We start from the raw sequence: 17,612 nt of genomic DNA on the forward strand, positions 1-17,612 counted from the left end.
GACGAGCTGGCGGCACTCGCATGCACCGCAGACGTCATCCGATGACCCCTGCCGCCCCCTCGCTCCGCCCCTGTCCGACCATCACGGGAAGAACGTACAAGCAATGAGTGATTCGCGCTCACCGATCGACGCGGTCTTCGAGGAAGCAGCCGTACCTCCGAGATTCGGCGTCAACTACGTACCCTCGCGCGGCTGGTGGTACAGCTGGCTGGACTGGGAGCCCGCCGCCGTGGCAACTGATCTGTGTGCCATCGCAGGTCTGGGCATGGATCACATCCGGATCCACTGCATCTGGCCGGTGTTCCAACCCAACCCCGGCCGTATCAGCTCCACAGCGCTCACTCACCTCGTCGCATTGCTCGATACGGCGGACGAGTGCGGTCTCGACGTCAGCGTCACCGTCCTCAACGGGTGGCTCAGCGGCTTCTACTTCCGGCCCGCCTGGCAGCACGAAGACGTCAACCTGTTCACCGACCCGCGGGCAGTCTCCGCACAGTGCGAGCTGCTGACCGCCATGGCCGAGCGCATCGCGTCCCACCCCCGGTTCCTCGGCTTCGACATCGCCAACGAGCCCAACGTGCTGGGGCACTATCCAGGTAACGGCATCACCACTGAACAAGGAGATTCCTGGACCAGGCGTCTGCTGGACCACTGCGCAAGCGTCGCGCCGGGACGCATGCACGTCGCCGGATTCGATCACGAGCCCTGGCTCACCGACTCCGCGCCGTTCAGCCGCGAAGCACTGGCCAGGACCGGCAGCGCCACACCTCTTCACGCCTGGATCGAGTTCACGGGGGTCCTCAAGCGTTACGGGTACCCGTCGACCGCCGCCCACCACCTTGGCGAGTACCTCCTCGAACTCGCCAAGGCATTCCAGGCGGACACTCGTCGCCCCGTGTGGCTGCAGGAGTTCGGCGTCGCCCCCCAGTGGATTCCCTCGGCCCGCATCGCGGACTTCACGGAGGCGTTCACCACCGCTGCTCTGACCTGTGACCATGTGTGGGGCATCACCTGGTGGGCCTCCCATGACATCGATCGGAGCCTCGCCGGGTTCGCTGACCTGGAGTACGACCTCGGGCTGCTGACCACCGACAACCAGGTCAAGCCCGCCGGCCGGCGCCTGGCCACCCTTATCTCCGGTCTCCGCGACAAGCCGCTCACACCTGTGCCCCGCACCACCGCGCTGGTCCTCGATGACACTCGAGCCCCCGGCTGGTCGTTCGCCGAGCGCTTCTTCTCGCTCGTGGACGAGGGCACACGTCCCGCGATAGTCCGGTCCAGCCGTCAGGACGATCTCGCTCATCTCGCCGGACGCGGCATCACCAGGGTCATCGACGTATGATTGGCCGGGGGTGCCCATGAGGGTCTGGGGCCGCCCAGCAGACACTGCGGAAGGCCGCCCCTGGCGGGCCTGCGGGGAGGACCAGGGCCGCGAAGACCTTTCTGTGCAGGGGCCCGTCTGCCGTCGGACGAGGAGCCGTCGGGGCCAGAACCGATCGAGCGTCGGCAGAAGCTCCGAACCCGAGGAAACCTCCAGGGGCCCTTGCGTGCGACGTAGCCGTTCGTCGTGTCCTCGGCCTTCATGGGTGCCCAGCAGGTCGATGATCTTACGCTGTCTCGTCCGTCGATGTAGGGGCACAATGATCGGCGGTCTGCCCGCCCGGGTCGGACACGGTGTGGTGCACGATCCCAAGGCCCGCACCGGCCACGAGGTGGATGTGGCGGTCATCGGCATCGCCGACGAATCACGGCCGCCGCTCCTGGCCCTCGGCGAGGCCAAATGGAACGACACGATGGGCATCGCCCACATCGAACGCCTCCAGCACATCCGCGACCTCATCACCCAGGCGGGACGCTACGACACCACCGGTACCCGACTCCTGTGTCTCAGCGGCGCGGGCTTCAGCGACAAGGCATACGCGGCCGCACAGGCGGACCCTGATGTCCAACTGGTCGACCTGCAGACGCTCTACGGCATGGAATGACCCGTGGGCTCCCCGGCGCACACGCTCCGGAGCGTTGCTTCACATGGGTGCCGCGGTCGAAATTCGGTGGCGTCCGGGGGTGTGTGCGTCTATGGTGAGTGCGCTTGTCGCGGTGGCTGTCCGCTGCCGCTGTCGGCCGAGTGAAGAACGGGAGGTGTGACCGATGGCTGTCTCTGTGATGGGCCCTGCCCGCAACCAGAAGTTCATCCACTCCACCTCCGTGGTCTCCGGCTGACCTTTTCCTTCCTCCGCGCCGTGAGCGCGCGCAGCCGGGGCCGCCCTTGTGAAGGGTTTCCCCCTTGAATCCGTCTTCTCTTTCGGCTTCCTCACACCCTCTCGCCCGTTATGGCTGGGACGAAGGCTGGGAGGCCGAGTTTGTCCCGTACGCCGAGCAGGGTCTCCTGCCCGGTCGTGTCGTCCGAGTCGACCGCGGCCAGTGTGACGTCGTCACCCCGACCGGCACCGTCCGCGCCGATACCGAGTTCGTCGTCCCGCGTGATCCGATGAAGGTCGTGTGCACGGGTGACTGGGTCGCCGTCGACCCCGAAGGCGGCGACCCGCGGTACGTACAAACGCTGCTGCCGCGCCGTACCGCCTTCGTGCGCTCCACCTCGTCCAAGCGGTCCGAGGGGCAGATCCTCGCCGCCAACGTCGACCACGCGATCGTCGCCGTCTCGCTGGCCCTGGAACTCGACCTCGGCCGCATCGAACGGTTCCTGGCCCTGGCCTGGGAGTCCGGCGCGCAGCCCGTGGTCGTGCTCACCAAGGCCGACCTTGTGCCCGACCCGGTGACCCTCGCGCACCTGGTCGAGGACGTGGAGACGACCTCGCCCGGGGCTCCCGTGCTGAGCGTCAGCGCCCTGCACGGGGACGGCCTGGACACCCTCTTCGCACTGGTCGGCACGGGCACCTCCGTGCTGCTCGGGCAGTCCGGCGCGGGCAAGTCGACCCTCGCCAACGCCCTGGTCGGCGAGGACGTCATGGACGTACAGGCCGCGCGGGACGTGGACGGCAAGGGCCGGCACACGACCACCACCCGCAATCTGCTCGCCCTGCCCCACGGGGGTGTGCTCATCGACACGCCGGGGCTGCGCGGCGTCGGGCTCTTCGACGCCGAGACCGGGGTCGGACAGGTCTTCGCCGAGATCGAGGAACTGGCCGGGGGATGCCGCTTCCACGACTGCGCGCACGACAGAGAGCCAGGCTGCGCGGTCACGGCCGCCGTCGAGACCGGCCGGCTGCCGGCCCGCCGCCTGGACAGCTACCGCAAGCTCATCCGTGAGAACCAGTGGATCGTCGCGAAGACCGACGCGCGGGTGCGCGCCGAACTGCGCCGGGACTGGAAGCGGAAGGGCGCGCAGGGCCGGGCGGCGATGGAGGCCAAACGGGGGCGCCTGCGGTGACCCGACGGGGGCGGCAGCGTCGCGTCCGATTTCCGCCAGCCGCCCCCGCCCGCGTCGCCCACACTGGATGACGTGATGGACGAAGACACCAGGTACGAGGCCGTGCGCAGCCGGGACGCCCGGTTCGACGGGGAGTTCTTCTTCGCCGTCGAGACGACCGGGATCTACTGCCGGCCCAGCTGCCCGGCCGTGACCCCGAAGCGGCGCAATGTGCGGTTCTTCACGACCGCCGCCGCCGCGCAGGGCCGCGGCTTCCGGGCGTGCCGCCGCTGCCGCCCGGACGCCGTGCCAGGCTCCGCCGACTGGAACGTGCGCGCGGACGTCGTGGGCCGTGCCATGCGGCTGATCGGCGACGGCATCGTGGACCGCGAGGGCGTCGCCGGGCTCGCCGACCGGCTCGGCTACAGCGCGCGACAGGTCCAGCGGCAGCTCACCGCCGAGCTGGGCGCCGGACCCGTCGCGCTCGCCCGCGCGCAGCGGGCGCACACCGCGCGCGTCCTGCTGCGGACCACCGACCTGCCGATCACCGAGATCGCGTTCGCCTCCGGGTTCGCCAGTGTGCGGCAGTTCAACGACACGATCCGGGCCGTGTACGCGGCCACCCCGAGCCGGCTGCGCGCCGCCGCGCCCCGCGGCGGGGGCGGAGTGCAGCGCGGCGGGGGCCGGGCTCCGCGTGCCACCCCAGGCGCCGGGATACCGCTGCGGCTCGCCCACCGCGGGCCCTACCAGGCCGCCGCCGTCTTCGACCTGCTCGCACGCGAGGCCGTGCGCGGGGTCGAGGAGGTCAGCGGCGCCCGCGGCGACCGCACCTACCGGCGTACGCTGCGGCTGCCGTACGGCACGGGCATCGTCGCCGTCGCGGAACGCACCCGGTCCCCTCGGACGGGGCCCGCCGCCCACCCCGGCGGCTGGCTCGACGCCCGGCTGCACCTCACCGATCCGCGGGACCTGACCACGGCGGTGCAGCGGCTGCGCCGGCTCTTCGACCTGGACGCCGATCCGTACGCGGTCGACGAACGGCTGAGCGCCGACGCACGACTCGCCCCGCTGGTCGCCGCCCGGCCCGGGCTGCGCTCACCCGGCGCCGCCGACCCGGCCGAGTTCGCGGTGCGCGCGCTGGCCGGGCCCGCGGAGTCCGAACGGCTGGTGCAGCGGTACGGCAAGGCGCTGGACGCCCCCTGCGGCAGCCTCACCCATCTGTTCCCGGAGCCCGCCGTGCTCGCCGAGGCCGAGCCGCGCGGCACCCTGGGCGCGCTTACCGCCGCGCTGGCCGACGGCACCGTACGGCTTGATCCCGGCGCGGACCGGGACGAGGCCACGCAGGCGCTGCTCGCCCTGCCCGGCCTGGACCCGGCCGTCGCCGCCGCGATCCGGATCCGCGCCCTGGCCGACCCCGACGTGGCCCCGCCCGGCCTCGACATGCCGGACGGCCGACGGCCCTGGCGCTCCTACGCCGTGCGGCACCTGGAGACCGCACGGGACCTCGGCGCCGGGCCGGACCCGTACGCCCCGCAACACCCGCATCCCGAAGGGAAGTCCACGACGGCATGACCCAGGAACCGACGTACTGGACCACCGTGGCCGCGCCCCTCGGCCCGCTGCTGCTCACCGCGGGCCCGGACGGCGCGCTCACCTCGCTCTCCGTGCCCGGCCAGAAGGGCGGCCGCACGGTCGGCGAGGGCTGGCGGCGCGATCCCGGCCCGTTCCGGGCGGCCGAGGAGCAGCTTTTCGCCTATTTCGCCGGTGAGTTGAAGGAGTTCCGGCTGCACCTGCGGACACACGGCACCGCGTTCCGGGAGCGGGTATGGGACGCGCTCGACTCCGTTCCGTACGGGGCGACCACGACGTACGGCGAGATCGCCGCGCGGATCGGCGCGCCACGGGCCGCGGTACGGGCGGTCGGCGGCGCGATCGGCGCCAACCCGCTGCTGATCGTGCGCCCCTGCCATCGGGTGATCGGCGCGGACGGCTCCCTGACCGGCTACGCCGGCGGCCTCGACCGCAAGACCTGGCTGCTCACCCTGGAGGGAGGCCAACCGGAATACGCCGGAAAGGCGCCGTAGGCCGCCAGCGGCTTCTCACGGCAGATCAGCGCGGCCCAGCCACTTCGGCTTGACCGGCACCCCGTCGGGGTACCGCTCTTCGGACGGCGAGGCCGGCGGCATCGTGTCCACAGGCTCAGGCTTGGTGGCCTCGCGTCCGGCCGTCGACTTCATCGTGGCCTCGCATGGATCCGTCGGCTTCGCCGGTGCGGCGGTGTCCTCCAGCAACTCCGCGATCGTGTACCGAATGCCCGAGGACCGCCAGGCGTCATCTACGACCATCAGGAAGTCGTCGCCGTTGCGGAAGAGCCGACGGCGCTTTCGCTTCTTGGGATGAGCCATTGAGTGCCGAGCATGCCGCTCCAATTCCGCCAGAGCTTCTTCGTACGTACCTTCCACATATGCCAAGACGCGTGTCTCCGTGATGTAGCTGTCCCAATGCTTCACGTTTGTTTTCTCGAGGATCAGCCCCCAGGTCGCCACCGGCACCCTCTTCCCGTTGAGATCAATACGAAGTGCGGCGCCGGGCGACACCGACCCTCCCCTGCTTCTCCAGCGGGGGGGGGTCGGTCGCCGCAGGAAGCTGCCAGGCTCTCTTTACCGCATCAGCTCTTGAGAGTGTCGTTGCTGACGTAGAGCCTTTGGGAGGAGGCTCCGCGGATGCGGATGCGCACCAACTTGTCCTCGGCGATGCTGAGGTTCCAGGTCGCGCTCACACCAGGCTGGAGAGTCCGCCACATCGCGATAACCCATTCGCTGCCGTTGTACCACTCCACGGTGTAGTCCATGTGCCATCCGGCCTGGTTCTTGATTTCGACGACTTCGCCTTTTGCTTCGAAATCGATCGAGGCGAATCCGCTGCCGTTCTGCCATTTGCGTATGTCGGCTGATCCGCTGACGCCACCTGCGTCGCCGTCGTCGGTGTAGCGGTAGCAGGTTCCATACCAGTCTGCACCGGTGTCTTCGTACGGGCATGTGATCAATGCGGCGCTGGCGGAGGGGGCGGAGATGCCGATGAGGGCGAGGGCCATAGCCAAGGAGACGACGGCTATGCGCTGAAAACGTACCGACACACGTACTCCTGTATCCGTTGCGTGGAAGATGATGAATGTCTGGCAGTTCACTGCCGAAGCCTGACCAAAGCCTCACGAGATAGAACGCGAGCTTATTCGACACAGCCCGACAGTCATTTCACGTCGACTCCCTCGCTCCATCTTGATCGGACTGCACGCCTTTGCCATGTCCGCGCGGTGTGTGGAGTGGACACTTCCAACAGTGCAGGGCCGTCAGGGAAATGTCATTGGCCGGCAGTCCACAGTTGCTTGGCTGAGCGTCTACCGAGCATGGGCGCTATTGCGGTAGTCCCTGGGCGGGATGCCATAGGCGGTGCGGAAGGCGCGGGTGAAGTCGGCTGCGTGGGTGAAGCCCCAGCGGGCGGCGATGGTGTGGATGGGGGCAGCGTGCAGCGCTGGGGCGGCAAGGTCGTGACAGGCTCGTTCCAGGCGCTGGCGGCGGATCCAGGCCGCGACCGTTTCTTCTTCGTGCTGGAAGAGGCGGTGAAGGTAGCTGGTGGAGATGTTGTGAACGGCGGCGATGGTCCGCGGGGTCAGTTGTGGATCATGCAGGTTCGCCTGGATAAAGGCCCGGATGCGTAAGACCAGGGTCTGCCGGTGGCTCTCTGGCAGGAGCGAGTCGCCGGCGTCGAGCGCATGGGCGAACAGTGCGGAGAGCAGGTCCACCGCCACGACTCCCAGTCGGGGTCCGTCGTCGGGCCGGTAGGAGCCGGAGTCCCGGGTCACCTGGGTGAGGAACTGGGCGAGCAGCGCCCCGATACCTTCCCGCCCCGATAACCGCTGCATGATCAGTGAGTCGATCGCCTTCTCTGGCAGTGGCAGCAGTTTCCGAGGAATGAAGAGTCCTGTTCCCAGGATTGTGTCCTCGCCGTGGCTGGTGGTCGCCCGTATGAGGTGGGGCTGTGAGGTGTCGTGGAGAACCAGGTCGTACGGTTCGTATTCGGTCTCGTGATCGGAGCGGGCGAGCCCCATCGTCCCGCGCAGGTTGAGCGAGAGATGGTAGAGCTCGGGGTCGGACTGCTGGATCAGCTTCCGCGTTCGCCGCAGCGTCATCGGTGAGTGCTCCATCGTCCACAGCTGTACGGCTCCCAGTGCCAGGACGCGCTGCGACACCGTGGTGTCCGCTGTGCGGTTCCCTTCGACGTCCATCGGCACGTACGTCTGGGCAATGTGCTCGCGCCAACACGAGAAATTGTGAGGCGCGAGCACATCCCGTGTACTGAAAGCCGTTTCGATCAGCATTCTTCTCCCCCGTGAATCCTTGAGCGGCATGCTTCGCATCAATGGCCGTGTGCAAGAGCACACTTGGCGCAGATGCGTACAGTATCGAATTCCCTGGCGGGGTGGGGACCGCATTTAGGGGCGGTGGCCTGTGTCTCGGACGGCCGGATCGGGCTCGTGGGCCCGACGGTCGGGTGGCCGCTCCGTCTGGGGAAACCGGCCCCCGGCTCGAAGACGTCAGGCGGCCGTCCACAGCCGCCCTACCGCTTCGTTCTCGGGCGGCTCCATGTCGAGGTGCCAGGTCCCGGAGCGGCGGGTCTTGCCGGTGATGTTGCCGAGCCTGCGCAGCGGCGCGGCTGGGGACAGCCGGCCCTCGCGGATGGAGAGCACCACGCGTATGAGGTCCTGCCAGTCGTTCTCGATCAACCGCTCGGTCAGGTCGAGCAACACCTTGCGGTGGCTGCGGAAGTGCCGCCGCATCAGCGGGGCGTAGTTGTCGCCGTGGTGGGCCCGTGCGGACCGCCTGCGTGGAGCTGCTCGCGCGAGTCGCCCGCGCGTGCCACCCGCGCGAGCCGTTTGTGCGGACTGCCCGCATGAGCTACCCGCGCGAGCGGCCCGCGCGTGCCGCTCGTGCGTGTCGCCGGGGTGAACTGCCCGCGTGCGCCGCTTGGTTCGGGTTGTTGGTTGATGCGCGCGCTGGGCCGGGTGGGTGGTGTCGTGGTGATGCTGTCCGCGTACCCGTCGGACGTGTGTCACCTTCGGCTCCTGCGGGCCATCGGGAAGGGCGGGCGCACACATGGTCAAGGCCGGGCGGGTACTCGCGGCGGTGCTGCTGGCGCTGGTCGGTACGACGGGCGCGGCGCCACAGACGGGGGCGGCGACAGCCATCGCGCCTGCCACGGCGACGGGGGCGGCGCGCACGGCGGTGTCCACGGCTGTGTCCACGGCGGTCCGTATCGAGTCCCTGCCGGGCTCCTGGACCGGCACCTGGGAGGCCGCCCCGTCCGGCACCGCCCCCGCGCTGCCCGGCGCCGCCGTCCGCAACGTCGTGCACCTCAGCGTCGGCGGTCAGCTGCTGCGGATCCGCCTCAGCAACCGGCTCGGCACCGCACCCCTGACGCTCGGCGCGGTCACCGTAGCGCTGCGGACCGCGGCCGGCCCGGACGCGGTCCCCGGCACGATGCGCACCGTGACCTTCGGCGGCGCGCCCACGACCGTGGTCCCGGCCGGCGGCGACATGGTCAGCGATCCGGTGCCGCTGGCCGTGCCGGCCGCCGCCGATCTGCTCGTCACGGTGCACACCCCCACCGACGGCGGACCCGCCACCTACCACCGCACCGCCCTGCGCACCAGCTACGTCGCCCCGCAGGGCGCGGGCCGGGCGGCCGACGAGGACGGCTCGGCGTACACGGCCACCACCAGCCACTGGTACTACGTCACCGGCGTCGACGTGCTCGTGACCGGCGGCGCCGGCAGCGTCGTCGCCTTCGGGGACTCCCTCACCGACGGCACCGGCTCCACCCCGGACACCGACCGCCGCTGGCCCGACCGGCTCGCCGAACGCCTCAGGCCCCACCGGCTGGGCGTGCTGAACGCCGGGATCGCCGGCAACCGACTGCTGCGCGACGGCACCGGGCCGAGCGCGCTGTCCCGGCTGGACGCCGACGCCCTGTCCCGGTCGGGCGCCCGGGTGCTGATCGTCTTCGAAGGCATCAACGACATCAACGGCAGACCCCAGGCGGACGACGTCGGCGACTTCAAGACCGCGTACCGCGCGATCGTCTCCCGCGCGCACACCCTCGGTATCCGGGTGGTCGGCGCCACCCTCACGCCGTACGGCGGCCACGGCGCCTTCACCGCCGCGCGCGAGGACGTACGGCAGCGGATCAACACCTTCATCCGCACCGGCGGCGCCTTCGACGCCGTCGCCGACTTCGACGCCGCCGTCCGCGACCCGGCACAGCCCCGCCGGATCAGGCCCGCCTACGACCCCGGAGACCATCTGCACTTCAACGACGCGGGCATGCGGGCGCTGGCCGACGCGATCGACCTCGCCACCCTGCGGTGAACCCCTCGCGGCGCCCGGTGGCTCGTTCCGTGCCGCGCCGGGCACGGTCGCGGCGTCAGCCCCAGACCACCGCGCCCAGCCACGCGCCCATGATCAGCAGACAGCTGAACAGCTCCATCAGCACGCCGGAGCCGCCCGAGCGCATCGTCGTGCGCAGCGCGGCCACCGCCTCGCCGTGGCGGCCGAGGCGCAGCCGCTCGTGCAGATAGACCCCGGCCAGAAAGCCGGGGATCGCCCCGACCACGGGCACCAGGAAGAAACCGAGGAACGCCCCAAGCCCCGCGTACGCCCCCGCCCGCGGCGCCGCACCGCCCTGCCACACCCGTCGCGGCGGCAGCGCCCAGCGCACCACCTGGGACAGCAACAGCACGCCGGTGGCACCCACCAGAACGGCCCAGGCGAGCGGCTGCGGATCCTGCAGCGCCCACCACAGCACCGCGGCCCACACCAGCCACGACCCCGGCACCCCGGGCACCAGCACCCCGCACAGGCCGAGCGCCATCACCACGCCGACCAGCAGGAGTCCCCACACTCCCATCTGCCCAGCGTGCCGGACCGCGGCCGGTCCCGCAGGGCAGGTACGCGTCACTCCCGGGCGTCCCGGGCCACCCAGCCGCGCTCGTAGGCATGCCAGCCCAGTTGCAGCCGGGTCGTCACCCCGGTCAGCTCCATCAGCCGCTTCACCCGCCGCTGCACGGTCCGCAGGCCCAGGTCCAGCTGCTTGGCGACGCTCGCGTCGGTCAGCCCGGCGAGCAGCAGCGACAGCACCTCCAGATCGGTGCCGTCGGGGCCTTCCGGCCGCTGCTCGCACACCCCCCGCGCGCCCAGCCTGAGCGGCAGCGCCTGGTGCCACACCGACTCGAACAGCCCGTACACCAGCTCCAGCAGGCCGCTGGCGTGCACGACGAGCGCGGCCGGCTCCGCGCTGTGCGAGGTGAGCGGCACCATGGCCAGCGAACGATCGGCCACCACCAGCTTGGTCGGCACCTCGTCCACCACCCGCACCTGCTCGTCCCGGCCCAGGGCCGCCGTCAGCTCGGTGATCCCGTCGGGCAGGTCCAGCACCGCGCGCTCGACCACCACCCGGTAGCGGACGCCGCGTCCGACGGCCTGCTCCTCCGCATGGTTCTCGATGCCGGAGACGACCATCGGATTGCCGGTGACCAGCGCACAGACCTCGTCGCTCGCGGCCAGTTGCATCTGCAGGAAGCGCTGGGCCACCGCGGCGGCGCCGGTCACCACCTCGACCAGGTCGTGCACGGCGGGCTCGGCCGCCGCCGCCCGGTACTCCTCGGCGAGCAGGGCCGCCGCCAGCTCGGCCTTCTCCAGCTCGTGCCGCTGCTGCGTGAGCAGCGCGCCCAGCGCGACGCCCGGCGGCGCCGCCACCCAGCGGCCCGGACGGGCCGACGACTGGGCCGCGAGGCCGTGCCGCTCCAGCCGGCGCAGGGCGCGCTCCGTGTCGTGCTCGGCCAGCATCAGCCGGCGTGCCAGATCGGGCACGTCGGCGGCGCCCACGGACACCAGTGCCCGGTACGCCGTTTCGTGTGTCTCGTCCAGCCCTATCGCTGCCAGCATCAGCCCTCGTCCCTCCCCGGCGACACGACCACCCCTCGTGGCAGGTGTGGCGGAGACCGGCCACGGCGCAAACCCGCCTCGGCACATCGTCGCCGCACCACCGGTCACTCTGCCATGGTGGCCTCACCGCGAAGTCGATCATCTGCTGTTCGGCCGCGCAGACCGTGGTCCACGAGCGGGCCACCGGGATGTCGCCGGGCGGTTCTCCCGTGGGGGGTGGAGCCGCCCGGCGACGGGTGCCGACGGTGCCCGGCGTACGGCTGGACCGGCTACTGCCGTTTCCCGTAGTACGGCTGGACCGGCTACCGGCGTCTCCCGACATACCCCTGGATCGGCTAGCGCCGCTTCCCGTACGGCAGTTCACCGCTTGGCCCGGCACACCGTGCGAGGCGGTGCGTGCGTCGTTTTTCCCGTGCCCGTTTTCCCGATGCCTGTTCTCCAGGGGCCCCGTGCGGTGGACAATCAGGGCATGAGCCAGCAGGGGGGCGGGCCCGCCCGAGACGCGGACGACTGGTGGGGCCAGCTGTACGACGACTCCACCCAGGACACGGGCCCCGCACCCGCGACCGATTCCCTGGACGACCGCTTCGCCTCGGCATCGCACACGCTCAGCCCCGGCGTGCCGAGCCCACCGGCCGCGGAGGCCGGCACCGACCGGGGCACCTCCGAGTCCCGTCCCGGGGCCCGGCCCGGGTCCGGGTCCGAGGACGCACCGGGCCCGCCGGGCCCGCCAAATTCCGGGCCCGGCGCCGGTGGCCGGTCGGACGAGTGGCGCGCGGACGCGGCCGGCGCGGGAGCAGACGACCGTCTCGGGGGAGAGGACACGGCTCCGGCGGGACATGCCTCCGCTGTGCCGGACGCCGGCCCGGCCCGGCCCGGGGCCCCCGGTGAGCCACCACCCGCGGACCCGCCGCCTCCGCCGGCCTTCCCGGCGGCGACGCAGCAGCGCCCGGGCCCGCAGGAGCGCGCGCCCGAGGACGATCCCGCCGCGCCGCGGGCGGCATCCGCGAGCCCGGCGGAGCCGACGGCCCCCACGCACTGGGCACTGGGCGAAAGCGCCCCGCAGGCAGGGGTGTTCGGCGCGACGGGACCCGCCGCCGGCGGCCCGCAGGAGCAGACGGGTCCCGACGACCGGGATGCCTCACCGGAGTCCGAGGGCACCGCGGCGGGCCCCGGCATCGGACAGGGGGTGGGCGCGGCAGCGTGGGGCGTGGAGTACGTCGGGTCCGGGCCGCCCACCTATGACGCCGAGCCGACCGCGCTGCCGCTCGCCGACCCCGACGGTCTCGACGAGTTGGTCGCCGACACCGTGCTCGACGGTGCCCGGTACGGGGTGTGCACCCTGCGGGCCGCATCCGTGCGGGGCGACTCCGCGCGCTACCGGGGCGAACCGCGCCGCGACGCGCTGCTCACCGCGCGGTTCGGCACCGGCGAACAGGCGCTGATCCTCGTCGCGATGGCGACCGGCACCCGGGCCACCCCGGGCGCCCACCGCGCCGCGGCCGAGGCGTGCCGGTGGATCGGCCAGGCCGTGGGCCGCAGTCATCAGCGGCTGGCCGAGGACATCCACGCGGGCCGCCGCGGCGACCTGAAGTCCGGCCTGCACCGGCTCACCGACCGCAGCCTGGGCAAGCTCCGCGCCGGCGCCACCGAGCAGGGCATCGACCCGGAGGAGTACGCGGCCGGTCTGCGCTGCCTGCTGCTGCCGGTCCGCCCCGACTGCCGTACGCGCATCTTCTTCGGCATCGGCGAGGGCGGCCTTTTCCGGCTCAGGGACGGCGCCTGGCAGGACATCGAGCCGCAGGTCAGCACCGCCGACACCACCGGTGACGCCGTGCTCGGCTTCGGGTCGCCGCCCGCCGAGACGCCCGACGGCGACCGGCTCACGATGGACCTGGGGATACCGACGCCGCCCAGCCCCTACGAGCCCGCCCCCGAGCCGCCCCGTGAACCCTTCCGCTTCCGGGCCTCCGTCGCCCGCCCGGGTGACGCGCTGCTGATGTGCAGCGGCGGCCTGGCGGAACCGCTGCGCGGCGAGCCCGCCCTCTGCGCCTATCTGGCCCGGCGCTGGTCCGGCGGCAGCCCGCCCGGCCTGGCTGCGTTCCTCGCGGACACCCAGGTGCGGGTCAAGGGATACGCGGACGACCGTACGGTCGCCGCCGTCTGGGAGGCGTGACCGCGGCCCCTGGATTCATGGAACCGCGAGCCGACCGTCTCAGACGGCCCGCTCGAACCTGCGGAACATCCCCCGCCCTGAACGGACGTGACGGCGCGGCAGGGCGATCGATTCCGGACAGATTCAACTGCACTGACTGGACGTCAGCGCCGGGCGGAGGATGTCCCGGCTCGTTGTGTCGCAGCGTTCGTGGCGTCCTACCGCCCTCTCGGTGGCCGGATCACGGTGCCCGTGGCGTCCGGGCCGCCGTGACGGCGCCGTACCGCCATGGCCGAACCGCTGGTCGTCGACGGTAGGCCAGGACTGGCCCAGGGCTCATGGGGCATGGATCCCCGTGAACGTGTTCGACCAGGAGGGGCAACGACGACGGCGTGCGGGCGGGGGACATGAGAAAGCAGGTACGAGGGGGCGGTCCCGTGGTCATCAGGGGCTCCTCGGGGAAGGCGACGAGAGAAGGCACCGACGACGGCACCGACCGGGCGCAGGCGCCGCAACTGCGGCGCAGTCTCGGCCGGGCGAACCTGCGGGCCGTGCCCGAGGCGCGCAGGGAACTGCGGAAACTCCTGCGGCACTGGGGGAAACCGGGCCGCTCCGAGATAGCGGAACTCCTCACCAGCGAACTGGTCACCAACGCACTCGTGCACACCGACCGGGACGCTGTCCTGACGGCGGTCGTCGGACCGCGCGGACTGCGGGTGGAGGTAAGGGACTTCGTGGCCCGCAGGCCGGTGCTGCGGGCGCCGTCCGCCGACGAAGCCACGCATGGCCGGGGCCTGCTCCTGGTGCAGTCCCTCGCGGACGCGTGGGGCGTACGACCGCACGGCGTCGGCAAGTCGGTGTGGTTCGAACTCGCCGCAGAAGCCGCCTGAACAACACGACCCACGAACGGCACGGCGGCCCTGGCCGGTTGGCCCGCGAAGGGGGTGCGTGCGGGAGTGGGGTGGCTTGCACAGGGGTGGGTGCGGGAGTGGGGTGGCCTGCGCAGGGCGGCCCCGCGAACGGAGCGATCCTGCGACGAGGCGGGCCTGCGAAGGCGTGGAGGTGTGAACGGGGCGGGGGCGTGAACCGTGTGGTTACGCCCCCGCCCCGTGGTGGCCGGTCCCGGCCGAACCGGCCCTGACCGGACCGAGTCCTAGCCGAACTGCTGCTCCAGATCCTTGAGCTTGCGCTCCAGCGAGTCGAGGCGCGGCAGCGCCATTGTGTCGTCCTCCGCGGTCAGATCGACGGTGATCGGGTCAGCCCCTTTGCGGACCGGCTGAAGAGAGGGCCGAGAGCGTACGGGCAGTTCCGGCGCCGCTATGGCAGGCTCCGCGGAAACCTGAGAGGAGCCACGCTCCACCGCCTGCACCTCGACCTGCCGGCCGCCACGCCCGAAGCCACGGGTGCCGCGGCTGATGGCCTTGAGCTGGGCCCGCTCCAAGCGCTGCTGCTCACGCCTGCGCAGCCGGGCCTCTTCCTTCTGCCGCTTGTCGTCGCGGACCTCGTCGACGGCCTCGTCCAGGCTGCGCACGTTCTCCAGCAGCATCAGGGACCAGGCCCTGTAGGTCTCGCGGGGCGCGCGCAGCCAGCGGACGATGCGGATCTGCGGCAGCGGACGCGGCACCAGGCCCTGCTCGCGCAGGGCGGCCCGGCGGGTCTGCTTCAGCGCCCGGTCGAACAGCACGGCCGCGGAGAGGGACATGCCCGCGAAGAAGTGCGGGGCGCCGTCGTGGCTCAGCCCCCTGGGCGCGTGCACCCAGTTGAACCAGGCAGCGGCGCCCGCGAACGTCCACACGAGGATCCGGGAGCCGAGGGCCGCGTCGCCGTGGCTGGCCTCGCGCACCGCGAGGACGGAACAGAACATGGCCGCGCCGTCCAGGCCGAACGGCACGAGGTACTGCCAGCCGTTGGACAGGCCCAGGTTCTGCTCACCGAAGCCGACCAGACCCTTGAAGGAAAGGGCGGCCGCGACCGCCGCACAGCAGAAGAGGAGTACGTAGGAGGCCGTACCGTAGATGGCTTCCTTGCGCCTGCGCCGCTCCTCGCTCCGTTCCCATGAGTCCTCGGTCTTCGCGTGCTCCCCGGACCGCTTGCTGCGCGCGAGCACCGCCACCGCCGCCAGGATGCCCAGGAGCAGTACGGCGCCCGGAAGCAGCCAGTTCAGCGATATGTCGGTCAGTCTCATCTGGGGTCCCTTGCATTGGGATAGGGCGTAACGCCCGCCATAGTGGCCCAATTCCACCGGCCCTCAGGGGGTTTCGGGGCAAGAGGCCGCCAAGGAGGTGCAAGGGGATGCCCATGGCAGCGTTCTGCTCGAACTGCCGCTTGAGGGGCGGGAGTTGAGTTCGAGTAAGACTACCCGTACGGATGGTTCTACGGAAAGTTCCCGCGACAAGTGAGGAAGTTGTGAATGGGTCGCCCCCGTACGGGTGTCCTGGTTGCAGGTGATCTTACTGGACGTCAGGGGATGCCTCGTCCCGCTCCGTGGCGAGATAGATGCGCCTTGCCTCGCCTTGTCCGTTCGGAATTTGAACTGTCGCGTCATGCGCCTAAGGTGCTTGACGGACAGGTAACAACCCGTCGTAATGACCCCAAGTGCCGACAACCCGGAGGAGGACCCGTGAGGCACGGTGTGCACGACTCCGCCGGGACCGGGATCCCGGAGCTGCGGGCCGGGGCGGCCCGGGTGCCGGCCCAGGTCCTGCCCGCGGACCGGGGCCGGGAGCGGGGTGCGGCGGCGCCGGGCGTCCGCGGGGAGCACACGCACGGTGAGCGGCCGATTCCGCAGCCGCGTCCCGTGCAGCGGGCGTCGGTGCGCGGGCAGATCCTGGACGCGCTGCGCACCGCGCTGGTCACGGGCGAACTCGCACCCGGCGAGGTGTACTCGGCGCCGGCGCTCGGGGAACGGTTCGGGGTGTCGGCGACACCCGTGCGGGAGGCCATGCAGCAGCTCGCGCTCGAAGGCGCGGTCGAGGTCGTGCCGAACCGTGGGTTCCGGGTGGTCGAGCGGGGCGCGCGGGAGCTGGCCGAGCTGGCGGAGGTCCGGGGGCTGATCGAGGTGCCGGTGGTGCTGCGGCTGGCCCGCACGGTGCCGGCCGAACACTGGGCGGAGCTGTGGCCGCTGGCCGAGGACACCGTGCGCGCCGCGTCCTCCGGCTGCCGGGCGACGTACGCCGAGTCGGACCGGGTCTTCCACCGGGCGGTGCTGTCCCTGTCCGGGAACGAGCAGCTGGTGCAGATCGCGGAGGACCTGCACCGACGGTCCCAGTGGCCGCTGGTGGGCGGACCGGCCCGACGCCAGCGCGCCGACCTGCTGGCGGACGCGGTCCAGCACACGGCCCTCCTGGAGGCCCTGATCGCCCACGACCTGACCACGGCCCAATCCCTCACGACAGCCCACTTCACCCCCACCCCCTGACTCCGGGCCCTCCCGGCACGGGACCAAGACCGCTGCGGCGTGCCGACCGGCCGTGGCCGGCCGTGCCGCGTCCTCACCGGCTGCGCCGTGCTTGGCGGTCCTACGCCCGCCAGCGGCTGCCCGCCGAACGCCCCGAGGCGGTGCCGATTCGACACGCGACGCCGGCGCACGCGGGCCGGTTCGGTGGGGTGCTCCGCGGGGCGCGTCGGCGCAAGGCCGTAGGTGGGGTGGGATGGCTTGGTGGGTTTCACTGTCCGTCTGTGGCGGCGGGCGGCGAGTGGTCTGGGGTGGGCGGCGGTCGGGCGTTGCCCGGCGGTGGTGGCGTCGGGCGTGGGGCGGGAGCGCTGTGGTGCCGACCGGTCGTTCTCGGGCCGTGCTGCGCGCTCACCCCTCCTCGCCTGTGTCTTGTTTCGCAGTCCTGGGCCCGACAGGGGCGGCCGGATACGGGCGGCCCGGGGGTGGTCCGGTCCGGTTCCCGGTGTTGGTGCACTCGGGCCGGGCCGGTTCGGTGGGTGCTCCGCGGGGCGCGTCGGCGCGGAGCCGTAGGTGGGGTGGGACGGCTCGGTGGGTTTCACTGCCCGTCTGTGGCGGCGGTCGGGCGTTGCCCGGCGGTGGTGGCGTCCGGCGTGGGGCGGGAGCGCTGTGGTGCCGACCGGTCGTTCTCGGGCCGTG

At 71.7% G+C, this 17,612-nt stretch carries 16 protein-coding genes; 9 read left to right on the forward strand and 7 right to left on the reverse strand.

The window, feature by feature from the left end:
- The first annotated feature begins 103 nt into the window (after positions 1 to 103).
- The 5 genes from ABT245_RS03145 (at position 104) to ABT245_RS03165 (ending at position 5,451) form a co-directional block, all read left to right on the forward strand.
- Positions 104 to 1,342, forward strand: coding sequence for a glycoside hydrolase 5 family protein (locus ABT245_RS03145; protein WP_351728024.1), 1,239 nt, complete (start codon positions 104 to 106; stop codon positions 1,340 to 1,342).
- 298 nt (positions 1,343 to 1,640) lie between these two features.
- Positions 1,641 to 1,985 (forward strand): hypothetical protein, encoded by a 345-nt coding sequence (locus tag ABT245_RS03150; RefSeq protein WP_351728025.1) that lies wholly within the window; start codon positions 1,641 to 1,643, stop codon positions 1,983 to 1,985.
- Between the two features lie 299 nt (positions 1,986 to 2,284).
- Complete coding sequence (rsgA, locus tag ABT245_RS03155) at positions 2,285 to 3,388, forward strand: ribosome small subunit-dependent GTPase A (RefSeq protein ID WP_351728027.1); 1,104 nt, start codon at positions 2,285 to 2,287, stop codon at positions 3,386 to 3,388.
- Positions 3,389 to 3,463: 75 nt separating this feature from the next.
- Positions 3,464 to 4,939, forward strand: a complete 1,476-nt coding sequence (locus tag ABT245_RS03160; protein ID WP_351728225.1) for an AlkA N-terminal domain-containing protein — start codon at positions 3,464 to 3,466, stop codon at positions 4,937 to 4,939.
- The gene (locus tag ABT245_RS03165) at positions 4,936 to 5,451 is read left to right on the forward strand and encodes a methylated-DNA--[protein]-cysteine S-methyltransferase (RefSeq protein ID WP_351728029.1); all 516 of its coding nucleotides are present in this window, start codon (positions 4,936 to 4,938) and stop codon (positions 5,449 to 5,451) included. Before ABT245_RS03160 ends, ABT245_RS03165 begins: the two co-directional genes overlap by 4 nt.
- 15 nt (positions 5,452 to 5,466) lie before the next feature.
- On the opposite strand, the gene ABT245_RS03170 is transcribed toward ABT245_RS03165, so the two are convergent.
- The 4 genes from ABT245_RS03170 to ABT245_RS03185 all read right to left on the reverse strand — a co-directional run bounded on the left by ABT245_RS03170 (position 5,467) and on the right by ABT245_RS03185 (position 8,204).
- The gene (locus ABT245_RS03170; protein ID WP_351728031.1) at positions 5,467 to 5,964 is read right to left on the reverse strand and encodes a hypothetical protein; all 498 of its coding nucleotides are present in this window, start codon (positions 5,962 to 5,964) and stop codon (positions 5,467 to 5,469) included.
- A gap of 71 nt (positions 5,965 to 6,035) precedes the next feature.
- On the reverse strand, positions 6,036 to 6,503 hold the full coding sequence (locus ABT245_RS03175) for a hypothetical protein (RefSeq protein ID WP_351728032.1): 468 nt from the start codon (positions 6,501 to 6,503) through the stop codon (positions 6,036 to 6,038).
- A gap of 261 nt (positions 6,504 to 6,764) precedes the next feature.
- Positions 6,765 to 7,745: a helix-turn-helix domain-containing protein gene (locus tag ABT245_RS03180; RefSeq protein ID WP_351728034.1), complete on the reverse strand. Its 981-nt coding sequence runs from the start codon at positions 7,743 to 7,745 to the stop codon at positions 6,765 to 6,767.
- Between the two features lie 216 nt (positions 7,746 to 7,961).
- Entirely contained in the window at positions 7,962 to 8,204 is a 243-nt protein-coding gene (locus ABT245_RS03185; protein WP_351728035.1) for a Tn3 family transposase, read from the reverse strand.
- A gap of 316 nt (positions 8,205 to 8,520) precedes the next feature.
- On the opposite strand from ABT245_RS03185, the gene ABT245_RS03190 reads away from it, so the two are divergent.
- Positions 8,521 to 9,792, forward strand: a complete 1,272-nt coding sequence (locus tag ABT245_RS03190) for an SGNH/GDSL hydrolase family protein (protein WP_351728036.1) — start codon at positions 8,521 to 8,523, stop codon at positions 9,790 to 9,792.
- Positions 9,793 to 9,847: 55 nt separating this feature from the next.
- Here ABT245_RS03190 and ABT245_RS03195 read toward each other — a convergent pair whose 3' ends face one another.
- Together ABT245_RS03195 and ABT245_RS03200 are read right to left on the reverse strand one after the other, a co-directional pair.
- Entirely contained in the window at positions 9,848 to 10,330 is a 483-nt protein-coding gene (locus ABT245_RS03195; RefSeq protein WP_351728037.1) for a DUF456 domain-containing protein, read from the reverse strand.
- Positions 10,331 to 10,377: 47 nt separating this feature from the next.
- On the reverse strand, positions 10,378 to 11,367 hold the full coding sequence (locus ABT245_RS03200; RefSeq protein WP_351728039.1) for a helix-turn-helix domain-containing protein: 990 nt from the start codon (positions 11,365 to 11,367) through the stop codon (positions 10,378 to 10,380).
- A 469-nt stretch (positions 11,368 to 11,836) separates the two neighbouring features.
- Between ABT245_RS03200 and ABT245_RS03205 the strand changes: the two genes are divergently transcribed.
- Together ABT245_RS03205 and ABT245_RS03210 are read left to right on the forward strand one after the other, a co-directional pair.
- Positions 11,837 to 13,543 carry a protein phosphatase 2C domain-containing protein gene (locus tag ABT245_RS03205; protein WP_351728041.1) on the forward strand — a complete coding sequence of 569 codons (1,707 nt, stop codon included), beginning with the start codon at positions 11,837 to 11,839 and terminating at the stop codon, positions 13,541 to 13,543.
- Positions 13,544 to 13,929: 386 nt separating this feature from the next.
- Complete coding sequence (locus tag ABT245_RS03210) at positions 13,930 to 14,412, forward strand: ATP-binding protein (RefSeq protein WP_351728043.1); 483 nt, start codon at positions 13,930 to 13,932, stop codon at positions 14,410 to 14,412.
- 263 nt (positions 14,413 to 14,675) lie between these two features.
- Here ABT245_RS03210 and ABT245_RS03215 read toward each other — a convergent pair whose 3' ends face one another.
- Complete coding sequence (locus ABT245_RS03215; protein WP_351728045.1) at positions 14,676 to 15,707, reverse strand: DUF2637 domain-containing protein; 1,032 nt, start codon at positions 15,705 to 15,707, stop codon at positions 14,676 to 14,678.
- A 435-nt stretch (positions 15,708 to 16,142) separates the two neighbouring features.
- On the opposite strand from ABT245_RS03215, the gene ABT245_RS03220 reads away from it, so the two are divergent.
- Complete coding sequence (locus ABT245_RS03220; RefSeq protein WP_351728046.1) at positions 16,143 to 16,940, forward strand: GntR family transcriptional regulator; 798 nt, start codon at positions 16,143 to 16,145, stop codon at positions 16,938 to 16,940.
- Positions 16,941 to 17,612 lie beyond the last annotated feature (672 nt).

Source organism: Streptomyces sp. NPDC001508 (assembly GCF_040298665.1).
Classification (GTDB): domain Bacteria; phylum Actinomycetota; class Actinomycetes; order Streptomycetales; family Streptomycetaceae; genus Streptomyces.